At 48.5% G+C, this 12,303-nt stretch carries 8 protein-coding genes and 1 CRISPR repeat array; of the genes, 6 read left to right on the top strand and 2 right to left on the bottom strand.

The window, feature by feature from the left end; genetic code table 11:
- Positions 1-9: 9 nt before the first annotated feature.
- From cas7e to cas2e, 6 genes are read left to right on the top strand one after another with little or no spacing between them, the layout of a single operon-like run.
- Positions 10-1,044, top strand: coding sequence for a type I-E CRISPR-associated protein Cas7/Cse4/CasC (gene cas7e, locus ACYVGZ_RS02425; protein WP_460750696.1), 1,035 nt, complete (start codon positions 10-12; stop codon positions 1,042-1,044).
- A gap of 8 nt (positions 1,045-1,052) precedes the next feature.
- Positions 1,053-1,829 (top strand): type I-E CRISPR-associated protein Cas5/CasD, encoded by a 777-nt coding sequence (cas5e, locus tag ACYVGZ_RS02420; protein ID WP_460750694.1) that lies wholly within the window; start codon positions 1,053-1,055, stop codon positions 1,827-1,829.
- Positions 1,830-2,528, top strand: a complete 699-nt coding sequence (cas6e, locus tag ACYVGZ_RS02415; protein ID WP_460750691.1) for a type I-E CRISPR-associated protein Cas6/Cse3/CasE — start codon at positions 1,830-1,832, stop codon at positions 2,526-2,528.
- A 30-nt stretch (positions 2,529-2,558) separates the two neighbouring features.
- The gene (locus tag ACYVGZ_RS02410) at positions 2,559-3,377 is read left to right on the top strand and encodes a KilA-N domain-containing protein (RefSeq protein ID WP_460750688.1); all 819 of its coding nucleotides are present in this window, start codon (positions 2,559-2,561) and stop codon (positions 3,375-3,377) included.
- On the top strand, positions 3,377-4,300 hold the full coding sequence (gene cas1e, locus ACYVGZ_RS02405; RefSeq protein ID WP_460750686.1) for a type I-E CRISPR-associated endonuclease Cas1e: 924 nt from the start codon (positions 3,377-3,379) through the stop codon (positions 4,298-4,300). The genes ACYVGZ_RS02410 and cas1e overlap by 1 nt, the downstream gene beginning before the upstream one ends.
- Before the next feature lie 2 nt (positions 4,301-4,302).
- Positions 4,303-4,593: a type I-E CRISPR-associated endoribonuclease Cas2e gene (gene cas2e, locus ACYVGZ_RS02400; protein ID WP_460750683.1), complete on the top strand. Its 291-nt coding sequence runs from the start codon at positions 4,303-4,305 to the stop codon at positions 4,591-4,593.
- Between the two features lie 82 nt (positions 4,594-4,675).
- Positions 4,676-9,524: direct repeats of the CRISPR family, unit length 29 nt; unit sequence GCGTTCCCCGAGCACACGGGGATAAACCG.
- Positions 9,525-9,609: 85 nt separating this feature from the next.
- On the opposite strand, the gene ACYVGZ_RS02395 is transcribed toward cas2e, so the two are convergent.
- Positions 9,610-10,323 (bottom strand): 3'-5' exonuclease, encoded by a 714-nt coding sequence (locus ACYVGZ_RS02395; protein ID WP_460750680.1) that lies wholly within the window; start codon positions 10,321-10,323, stop codon positions 9,610-9,612.
- A gap of 3 nt (positions 10,324-10,326) precedes the next feature.
- On the bottom strand, positions 10,327-12,198 hold the full coding sequence (locus ACYVGZ_RS02390; RefSeq protein WP_460750677.1) for a DUF294 nucleotidyltransferase-like domain-containing protein: 1,872 nt from the start codon (positions 12,196-12,198) through the stop codon (positions 10,327-10,329).
- Positions 12,199-12,303 lie beyond the last annotated feature (105 nt).

The raw sequence follows: 12,303 nt of genomic DNA, 5'->3' as shown, positions 1-12,303 counted from the left end.
GAAAATTTCATGAGTCAATTTATTCAACTACATCTGTTAACGTCTTATGCGCCATCTAATTTAAATCGTGATGATTTGGGCAGACCCAAAACCGCCAAAATGGGCGGCTTTGATCGCTTGCGTGTCAGTTCGCAAAGCTTAAAAAGAAACTGGCGTTGTTCAGAGTTATTTGAAGAAGCCATGAGCGATAACTTAGGTAAACGCACTAAGCGTTTTGGTCTGCAAGTGTTTGAACTGCTAAGTGAAAAAGGCGTACCAGAGAAAAACGCGACAAAGTGGGCAGGGGAAATTGCAGGGGTATTTGGCAAGCTGAAAAAGGATTCCCTTGAAATAGAACAATTGGCGCATATCAGCCCAGAAGAACAAGCCGCCGCTTTTGCACTGGCGGAAACCTTGGCTGCGGAAAACCGAGCGCCAGAAAAGGAAGAGAAAGATTTATTACGCCAAAATCAAAGTGCCGTCGATATTGCGTTATTTGGTCGCATGTTGGCCTCCAGCCCGGCCTTTAATGTGGAAGCCGCTTGTCAGGTAGCCCATGCCCTGAGCGTACATAGTGTGATAGTGGAAGACGATTACTTTACCGCTATCGACGATTTAAACGATGGTAAAGAAGACTCTGGCTCGTCACATATAGGTGAGTCCGGTTTTGCTGCTGCCTTGTTTTATAGCTATATCTGCATCAATAAAACCCAATTGATTGAGAACTTAAATGGTGACGAAACCTTGGCAAATAAAGCGATTCAAGCGCTAACAGAAGCTGCCGTAAAAGTGTCGCCAAAAGGTAAACAAAATAGTTTTGCTTCCCGCGCCTATGCGAGCTATGTGCTGGCAGAAAAAGGCGAATACCAACCCCGTTCCCTATCTGCGGCGTTTTTAAAACCTGTTGCTGGTGAAGATCAAGCAGAAGTCGCCATTAAGGCATTGAATAAACAAGTAGAGAACTTCGATAAGGTTTACGGAGAATGTGCCGCAGAGCGTTATGCGATTAATGCGGTAAGTGGCGAAGGTACCTTTGCTGAACTGAGCAACTTTGTAGCCCAGTAGGAGGCAATATGAAGGACTATTTAGTATTTCGTCTCTATGGCCCCATGGCAAGCTGGGGGCAACCGGCTGTTGGTGGCGATAGAGCTACGGCCAGTGCACCTACTCGCTCGGCTATTCTTGGTTTATTGGGTGCCGCCTTGGGAATAAAGCGAGATGACGCCGCTCAGTTGGATAGATTGAGAGATCAAGTGCAGGTTGCTACTAAGCAAGTTACGCCGACTAGTTTGTTGCGCGATTACCACACTAGCCAAGTACCATCCCGTAATAACAAGTATGTGTACCGCACACGCAGGAATGAGCTGATTGATGAGGTAAAAGATAAACTCAACACGGTACTTTCCACCCGAGATTATCGTTGTGATGGCGTTTGGACGGTAGCGATTTCATTGACACAAGCAGCGATAGATGATTCCGCATCACTAAGGTTAGAACAGCTACAGCAGGCATTACTGAAACCAGTGTATGTGTTGTCACTCGGTCGAAAATCTTGCCCGCCAGCAGCTCCCTTACTGCCTGTGGTGTTGGATAACGTCAGCTTAAAAGAAGCGCTTGATGTAGACTTTCCTAGCATTTTGGATGTTGATAATCCCCAGTTGGATACCATTTGGCTACGTCCTGCCAAGCTAGCTACCTATATGTGGGAAGGCGAGGCGGACGAATTTGACGGAGAAAGTGTGCTGACAACGCACCCTTGGAATGACCCGATTAGCCGTGATCGTTGGCAGTTCCAACAGCGTACTCAGCATCAAATCACACTCCAGCAACATACCCGTAAGGAGGCCTAAATGTATTTATCAAAAGTATCTTTGCAATCCTCTCAACAGGTGCATCAATTACTGCTGGGGTTTGGTGATAAAGGCGTGTATTCCGACCACCAAATCTTGTGGCAGCTTTTTGCTGATCAGTGTCAAGAGGGCGAAGAACGTCCCTTCTTGTTTCGTGAGGAGCAAGCGGCCAATGGCAAGTCCAATTTTTATGTGCTTTCAACCATTGCGCCTAAGATAGATTCCAGTGTTTTTAATGCGCAGAGTAAGGCTTTTACACCTCAGCTCCATCAAGGGCAGCGGCTTAGCTTTAAACTCAAAGCCAACCCTACGGTATGCGTAACAGATAAAACAGGAAAATCCAAACGATGTGATGTCATGATGCACGCCAAATACACGGCCAAAGAACAAGGCATTAAGGATAAAGGCGTCATTCAGGACTTAATGGAACAAGCGGCACAAGAATGGCTGGCTAACCCTAAGCGGTTATCTGATTGGGGCTTTACCTTGGACTTTCTGCCAGAGGTTCAGGCCTACCATCAGCACACTACCCATAAGGGAAAAAAGCAAAGTAAAAAGGAGAAAATTCGTTTTTCCAGTGTGGATTATCAGGGGGTACTTACTGTACAAGAGCCAGACAAATTTGTGGCGCAATTAGCCAAAGGCTTTGGTCGGTCAAAAGCACTGGGTTGTGGCTTGATGCTGATTAGGTCTTTATAGCGAAAACATACTTTCTTAAGGAGAAGAAAAATGAAATTACAGGTCTTAAAGCAATCCATTTCAACCACCACCAAGGACGGGGTTGAATACATTTGTATTACCGATATTGCTAAACATAAAAACCCTGATAGAACCGGAGTAGTTATTGGTAATTGGTTGCGTAATCGCAATACGATTGAGTTCTTAGGAGTTTGGGAGCAATTGAATAACGCTGATTTTAATGTCATCGAATTCGATGACATTAAAAAAGAGGCCGGTCTTAACAGCTTTACACTCACCCCCAAACAATGGATTGAGTCGACAGGTGCTATTGGGCTGATTTCAAAAGCAGGTCGCTATGGTGGCACGTATGCCCAAAAAGACATTGCATTCGAATTTGCCAGTTGGATATCGGTCGAGTTTAAGTTGTATTTGATTAAAGAATTCCAGCGTTTGAAAGAGCAAGAGTTTAAACAGTTAGGCTGGGATATTCGGCGTAACCTCGCCAAAGTGAATTATTTTATTCATACAGATGCGATTAAAGAAAACCTCATTCCAGACACCTTAACACCACAACAAGTGCAACAGGTTTATGCTAATGAAGCCGATGTGCTAAATATTTCGCTATTTGGTATCACCGCTGAACAGTGGCGTGAAGCTTACCCAGAGTTAGATGGCAATATTCGAGATCATGCCAATGTTCATCAATTGGTTTGTTTAGCCAACCTTGAATCGCTTAATGCCCATTTTATTGATCAGGGGTTATCGCAAGCAGAGCGCCTTATAAAGCTAAATGCCCTTGCGATTCGGCAAATGGGCATCTTTACAGACAATGAACTGACCATACTATCCCATCAGGAGGGGAGCTAATGGCGGGGTTTATTCCTTTAAAGCCCATTCCAATTAAGGACCGTAATTCCATGGTGTTTGTTGGAATGGGGCGTATTGATGTGCGAGACGGTGCCTTTGTGGTGATTGACGAGGTCAACGGTGAGCGGATGCATATTCCAGTGGGTTCGATTGCCTGTTTGATTCTAGAGCCAGGAACACGCATTAGCCATGCAGCCATTAAGCTCGCGTCTACCACTGGCACACTGATTATTTGGGTTGGAGAGGCAGGCGTAAGGCTTTATTCCGCTGGTCAGCCAGGCGGAGCCCGCTCCGATAAACTCTTGTATCAGGCACAGCTTGCACTGGATGATTCCCTGCGTTTGAAAGTAGTGCGTAAAATGTTTGCCATTCGTTTTGGTGAAGAAGCACCGCAACGTCGAAGTGTGGACCAACTACGTGGCATAGAAGGGGCGCGTGTTCGTCAAACCTATCAAATGCTAGCTAAGCAATACAATGTGCAATGGAATGGTCGTCGTTATGATCCTAGAGACTGGGAAGCAGGCGATAAGGTCAATCAATGCCTTAGCGCTGCGACTGCCTGTTTATATGGCGTAACCGAAGCGGCAATTTTAGCTGCTGGTTATGCTCCAGCTATTGGCTTTTTACATACGGGTAAGCCACTCTCCTTTGTGTATGATATAGCTGACTTGATCAAATTTGAAACTGTCGTCCCTGTCGCTTTTAAAGTAGCGGCAAATTCACCTCACCAACCTGATAAAGAGGTTCGAATTGCTTGTCGTGAAGCTTTTCGCACTGAAAAAGTTCTGAAAAGGTTAATCCCACTTATCGAAGAGGTGTTGGCTGCTGGAGAAATCGTCCCGCCACCGCCACCAGAAGAATTTCAACCGCCTGCAATTCCAGAGCCAGAGCCAATCGGTGACACTGGCCACAGGAGTAAATAATTATGTCTATGCTGGTTGTGGTTACAGAAACGGTGCCTCCTCGGTTAAGAGGGCGTTTAGCGGTTTGGTTATTAGAAGTGCGTGCAGGTGTTTATGTGGGTGATGTTACCCGACGAGTACGAGAAATGATCTGGGAACAAGTTGAAACATTGGCAGAAGAGGGGAATGTGGTGATGGCATGGGCCACCAACACCGAATCGGGCTTTGACTTTATTACCTATGGTAGTAACCGCAGAGTGCCGATTGATTTAGATGGTTTACGACTAGTGAAATTCGCGCCGGAAAGTAACTAGAGTTAGGGTTAATTGCTCTTTAAAAAATGGTAAAAAAGTTAAGGGGATATTTTCTCTTATAAAACAATACTCTACAATTAGAGCGTTCCCCGAGCACACGGGGATAAACCGTATTGGTTTTGCTTGCGTGGGCATTTGTAACTGCGTTCCCCGAGCACACGGGGATAAACCGACAAATCCCCAAAGACTCATGGTTGTATGGATGCGTTCCCCGAGCACACGGGGATAAACCGTGTAGTCCCAGATCCACCAAACAAATCAAGGAGCGTTCCCCGAGCACACGGGGATAAACCGCCAACCAGCGCATCATATTGCATATATATCGTGCGTTCCCCGAGCACACGGGGATAAACCGGTCAATCCAAACAACACAGTCAACAAGCTCACGCGTTCCCCGAGCACACGGGGATAAACCGTTTCCAGATATAACATCTGGCAGTCGTCCAGGGCGTTCCCCGAGCACACGGGGATAAACCGGTTTTTCATTTCGTCAATGGCATCGGCCATGAGCGTTCCCCGAGCACACGGGGATAAACCGGCATAAATAAAGCGTTTTCGGGGTAGGTGATGGCGTTCCCCGAGCACACGGGGATAAACCGCATCAAACTGCTCTGGCTTAAAACAGTTGGTCGCGTTCCCCGAGCACACGGGGATAAACCGCTGGTTAAAATTCCCGCTTTCATGGCGGTAAAGCGTTCCCCGAGCACACGGGGATAAACCGGCATTATCGACTTTGATACAGGCACAATGGAAGCGTTCCCCGAGCACACGGGGATAAACCGCAGCTAGGTAGCTGCAAATTTTGCGGCGAGCCGCGTTCCCCGAGCACACGGGGATAAACCGCTTTTCGAGAATTATCAGTAACATTTTTGATCGCGTTCCCCGAGCACACGGGGATAAACCGTAAAATTTTGGGGTAAGGTACCTCCTCGTTCCGCGTTCCCCGAGCACACGGGGATAAACCGTCCATAACGGCACATCGCCTTATATTTCTAAAGCGTTCCCCGAGCACACGGGGATAAACCGGTTATTGCAGGTGATTCATTTGTACTTGAGCAGCGTTCCCCGAGCACACGGGGATAAACCGGGGATTTCTTATAATGGTTTACATTGCTTACGGCGTTCCCCGAGCACACGGGGATAAACCGCATTAGTTGACCATTGATAGTAATGCTCATTGGCGTTCCCCGAGCACACGGGGATAAACCGGACATCTACAAAGAGCTAGGCATTACATGGAGGCGTTCCCCGAGCACACGGGGATAAACCGGCCAGTCCTCGTTTGATTCAGCTATCTTGCCGGCGTTCCCCGAGCACACGGGGATAAACCGGGATCACGATTAACGTCCTTTTCAGATCATGAGGCGTTCCCCGAGCACACGGGGATAAACCGTCTTCCACACTGTCCATGTTCATAGCGAATTCGCGTTCCCCGAGCACACGGGGATAAACCGGGTGCTGGAATTGTTCTTATTGCTCTTACTGTGCGTTCCCCGAGCACACGGGGATAAACCGATGCCTTTATCAAGCACTACTTGACAGCCATCGCGTTCCCCGAGCACACGGGGATAAACCGTAGTCGTAGCTGTGCTGAGTCCATATCAACAGGCGTTCCCCGAGCACACGGGGATAAACCGGTAACCTTGACCAATTAAATACTTCTTCATAAGCGTTCCCCGAGCACACGGGGATAAACCGCTTCCATGTGCTCCTTGTCACCCTTAGTTCCAGCGTTCCCCGAGCACACGGGGATAAACCGACTGTCTACAATAACGCTAAAGACCTACTAACGCGTTCCCCGAGCACACGGGGATAAACCGGCTTTCAATTTGATGTTGTTCGCCGCTTTCATGCGTTCCCCGAGCACACGGGGATAAACCGGCTTAATTATTCCTGAGAGGCATCAGGAGAGGGCGTTCCCCGAGCACACGGGGATAAACCGCTATGGATTTTTCACGTTCTATGGCTAATACTGCGTTCCCCGAGCACACGGGGATAAACCGTGAAAACTAATTATCTCTCTACCGTTTCTCTAGCGTTCCCCGAGCACACGGGGATAAACCGATGCCGCGCATGGCAAAGAGCTTGTTGTGTGTGCGTTCCCCGAGCACACGGGGATAAACCGGTTAAACATGTCCTGAAACAAGCACTAACCGAGCGTTCCCCGAGCACACGGGGATAAACCGCAAACCGCGCCTTTTTAGAAAGTTGGGAAGCAGCGTTCCCCGAGCACACGGGGATAAACCGTATCTACGTTGCCTGCGGTGGAGGTGTCACAGGCGTTCCCCGAGCACACGGGGATAAACCGTTGGCCCGCTTAACTCATAAGGGGGTTTTATGGCGTTCCCCGAGCACACGGGGATAAACCGCGGCTATGGCGGTAGGTAAATTGGTGTCTGAGGCGTTCCCCGAGCACACGGGGATAAACCGACCTGCTTTGCTATATTGCAGATGGTAATGATGCGTTCCCCGAGCACACGGGGATAAACCGCCCTCTGACGCTAAAACAAAATACTGTATAAAGCGTTCCCCGAGCACACGGGGATAAACCGCTTCACCAACATAACCAATAAAAATATCCAATGCGTTCCCCGAGCACACGGGGATAAACCGTTGGGCATTTATGAACACCCCGAAAAAGAGGGGCGTTCCCCGAGCACACGGGGATAAACCGATTTGATGCGCCGATTGGGTGAGCTTGAGCGCGCGTTCCCCGAGCACACGGGGATAAACCGTTCATATGATTATTGGAATGTGTAAATCTTAAGCGTTCCCCGAGCACACGGGGATAAACCGCGTTTGCGCTACTGCGACGAATTAATAACAAAGCGTTCCCCGAGCACACGGGGATAAACCGTATCTTGATAGGGAGTTAGTTTGTCGAACCCCGCGTTCCCCGAGCACACGGGGATAAACCGGCGTCCCCACTAGCGTTAGGGGTTATTCTGTTGCGTTCCCCGAGCACACGGGGATAAACCGTAGTGTTATATAGGTAGCCATCAACGCCACTTGCGTTCCCCGAGCACACGGGGATAAACCGTTTGCCGTCTTGCTGACTCTGTAAACTGGTTCGCGTTCCCCGAGCACACGGGGATAAACCGTAAATATTTCTTCATCAATATCACCTGCCTTAGCGTTCCCCGAGCACACGGGGATAAACCGTGCACTTTCGATGGCTCCATAGCACTGCAATTGCGTTCCCCGAGCACACGGGGATAAACCGTGCTTCGATAAATGTCATGGCGTTTTCTTCCTGCGTTCCCCGAGCACACGGGGATAAACCGCCAGCATTCTGGCTTCTTCCGGCGGATGTTGAGCGTTCCCCGAGCACACGGGGATAAACCGTTCTTCAATTGATTCTGAAAAAACTTGAATAGGCGTTCCCCGAGCACACGGGGATAAACCGAGGCTGAGGCGCGTGGAGATGGCGCTGCAAAAGCGTTCCCCGAGCACACGGGGATAAACCGATTGATGAGCAGCGCTTTGGATTAGATGTTGAGCGTTCCCCGAGCACACGGGGATAAACCGGCCCATACCACCTGTTTGCTGTGTCACCTCTGGCGTTCCCCGAGCACACGGGGATAAACCATCGATGCGGGAATTGCCAAACATTTCAATTTCGCGTTCCCCGAGCACACGGGGATAAACCGGATCTGCTCGATCTGCCATTTCGAAATGGTTAGCGTTCCCCGAGCACACGGGGATAAACCGTCTTGAGTCATATTGCTGACAACAATCTGTTGGCGTTCCCCGAGCACACGGGGATAAACCGTGAACTAGAAGCGAAAATAGACGAGTATTTAGGCGTTCCCCGAGCACACGGGGATAAACCGTTATTGAAGCGTTAACGGTTGGCTCTAATGCCGCGTTCCCCGAGCACACGGGGATAAACCGCAGTTTAACAACATCGTTTCCCATACGTCGCCGCGTTCCCCGAGCACACGGGGATAAACCGGCTTCCAGCGCTATTTCAAAGACGGTTCTTGGGCGTTCCCCGAGCACACGGGGATAAACTGCGTAATTTAGTTGATGAACATATCGCATTGGAGCGTTCCCCGAGCACACGGGGATAAACCGCATTAGCGCGGTAAGTGCCGCTGAAACGGCAAGCGTTCCCCGAGCACACGGGGATAAACCGATTTCCTGCTCTATATCCGAAACAGTCTCCTGGCGTTCCCCGAGCACACGGGGATAAACCGAAATGGAGCAACTGCGAATAGAGTTTCAGGAAGCGTTCCCCGAGCACACGGGGATAAACCGCTACTTCATGCGGGATACGTTGAAAATCACATGCGTTCCCCGAGCACACGGGGATAAACCGTCAGAGATCGAATCCCCTAAACCATCGACCTCGCGTTCCCCGAGCACACGGGGATAAACCGTTTACAATCGCGCTCCTCACCGACGATGATCAGCGTTCCCCGAGCACACGGGGATAAACCGCGGATGCTATTGGTTTTTTTGCAGCCGCTCAGGCGTTCCCCGAGCACACGGGGATAAACCGGGGATTTCTTATAATGGTTTACATTGCTTACGGCGTTCCCCGAGCACACGGGGATAAACCGAACATGCGTGGTATGCAAGGTAAGGTCATCATGCGTTCCCCGAGCACACGGGGATAAACCGTGGTTGTTACTTTTCGCGCTGGCCGTGTTTGGGCGTTCCCCGAGCACACGGGGATAAACCGGCTCCACGCTCAATCCAGTCACTATTATACCTGCGTTCCCCGAGCACACGGGGATAAACCGAAATATTTCCAGAACCATGATTAAATCCAATGGCGTTCCCCGAGCACACGGGGATAAACCGGCGGTAAGGGCACTAAAAAGCCGTCTCAAAAAGCGTTCCCCGAGCACACGGGGATAAACCGCGCAGGCACAGTGCTTGTCTCGGTGCTTTCAAGCGTTCCCCGAGCACACGGGGATAAACCGTGAGTATTTGAGCAGACACGTCAAACGGCGGAATACCCCCCTAGCACATGGGTTAAGTCAGTAGACCATCTGTTCTTTATCCCCCTTAAACTCCCTTAAATACACCGTTGAGCAACGCTGGAGACTTGCCATAAATGATTTTGGAATGGACAAGAAAGAGTTCGCCGGTTGCTATGGCATCAGAAAGGGCGTTGTGGGCAAGGTAGGGGGGGAGTTGGTGGCTTTCTCTTACGCTGGCGAGTTGGTAATCGCCTGTGCCAGTGTCGTTTTTATTGCGTAGTAAGGACTTTTCTATAACCAGGGTATCCAGCCAAAGTAGCGGCAGTGGTGGTAAGCCGTAGTGTTTTTTCACGTAGTGATCTAGGAAGGCTTTTTCTATTACGGTTCCGTGAGCAATAAGAATTTTGCCTTTCATAGCGCAAAAGAGGGCTTCCATTGCCTGCTGAAATGGCAACCCGTTAGACAACATTTCTGGCACTATGTGGTTGATGACCGCAGCTTCTGCTTTTACATGTTTTTCTGCCTGAATATAAGTATGGGTTGAGGTACGAATATCGACTTTTAAGTCGTTAATCTCTAAGTAGCCAATGCTTAAAATACGGTCTGATTCTGGGTTTAGCCCTGTGGTTTCAAAGTCAAATACTAAGAAATTTAACTCTTTTAACTTGGCCTCAGGCGCAGGGTAAGGAAGGCTTAATGCTTCCTTTAAGTGGTCAGGCAGAGGCTGTGAAGCAAGGTAGGCTGCACGTTTTTTTTCTAGCTGTGCAATGGGGTGGAATCGGTTAAGCAGTTTTTTCATTACTTACACACCACTGAATTTGAGTTTGGCTGCATCTTGAAGGTTCGAAATGATTCGAAAAGCATCTTTCAGGTGGGCGCGTTCAAAACTGCCAAAAAAGTGTGGGTCAATATTGTTACCTGCTACTTCACCTTGTTTTAAAGCTTCAAATTGGTGGGCATAGCGTATTTGGTTAATAAACCGATAGGCGCCAGTAATATTTTGAAAAGCGTCTTCGCTGAGAATGCCTTTTTTAAATGCATAGCGAAAGCGCTCTTCGGTATTGGTGGAATGGCACCCAACCGATAAACCGTAAATACGAGCCAGATCAACCACCAGGGTTATGGCATATCGTTTAATGTTTAGGGTGTTGCTATTCTCACCGCCTTTTTCGAGCACTAGGCTATTAAAAATACCCAGTGGCGGGTTGACTGAAACTGCATCACTGATCAAGGTAGCCAGAAAGTTTTTATTCTGATTAATGAGCTTATACAAATGTTGTTGAAGCTTGTCGCAGAAGGCTTGCTCTCCATAAATGCAGCGAGTTTCTAAAAATACACTGGTGTTGAGTAGGGTCTCATGGTCGGGCTGGGTGACCCATTTTGTGTAATAGTGTTTCCAAGTATTCAGTTTCTGAAGCCACTTGCCGTTGGCCGCCATGAAGTTCCCCGGGCATAAGGTAAAGCCGCATTGTCCCAGTGCACCACATACAAAGTTAGCGAGGGTTTTAAAGTATCTCATGTCTGCCTCGATGGCGTTGTTATCGACTATGATTGCACTGTCTTGGTCAGAAGAAATATGAACCTCGTTACGGGCATGTGAACCTGCGACAATCCAAGCAAAGGCACAAGGGGCTTTACCAAACTTTTCTTCGGCAATTTGTATTAAGCGCTTGTTGTAGGCATCGTAAATCATGGCCATTACCTGGCCAATAATTTCAGAACGAACTTTTCCTTCAACCATGGCTTCAAAAATGGCTTGACGCTCTTGAGTCAGGTCAGAAAGCCCTTTAATCGTATTGGTGTGTTTGATTGTGTCGATTAAGAAAATCGCTTGAACGCGGTTTTTTTGCACCAGATGGGTCGTGGTTAATAAGCCATGTACCTGGTTACCGCTCACCACTGGAAGGCTGCGAATGTTGTTTTGCATCATTAACGAGGCAGCGGTAAGAACTAGGTCGTTTGGGCCAACCGTGGTGGGGGATTTAGTCATTACATCACTGATGGGTCTGTCTGTGCTGACCCCATCAGCAATGACCCTTTTGGTCATGTCGCGGTCAGTAATCAGGCCAACAATTCGGCCTTTGTTTTTCACCACAGCAGTGGATATACGCAGTACATTACGCATTTCGTGCGCCACTTGTTTAATGGTCATGTCCGAGGTAACTACCGCGGGAAAGCTCGTGGCAACTTCCGACACTTTTTTTACGAAGATCCCCTTATCATTGTCTGACCAAACCACATTAAGAGCATTTTGAATACGGATTTGCGCTTGGGAGGCAAAATGTTCAGCGTATTCAGGGTGTTGTTCTAGCAGTGTTTGTAGATCTTGGTGGGGAATTAAATAGAGCAAACTGGATTCAGCGGCAACGGCGGCGCTGTATTCGTCTTCGCCTACTGGGTTGTTGTCTTCTAAAAAGGTAAAGCCAAATAAATCTTGTGGGCCGAGCTTGGCGCGGAGCACCCCATTGCTTTTGCGTTGCTCCATTACGCCAGTACGAATGATGTAAAGATATCGTTTATCGTCTTCTGGATGAAAGTCTATTTGCTCGCCCCGGCTCAAGTAGCTAATGCTAACGCATTCAGCCAATTGGCGCTGCAATTCAGGAGGAAGCTTATCAAAAGGGTCGATCTGGGAAATAAATTCCAAAATGTTGGGGAGTAAAGATTGAACCATGCGCTTGTCCTATAGGGCGTATTTTTATTTGTATGACAATATAAGGCATTTTTAATCATTCGCCAAATAGACAGAAAGTCTAATAAGCTAATTTCGCTTTTCACC

The organism is Marinomonas epiphytica, from assembly GCF_054780655.1.
The sequence above is the reverse complement of the archived record's forward strand: the minus strand, read 5'-3'. Positions and strand labels throughout refer to the sequence as shown.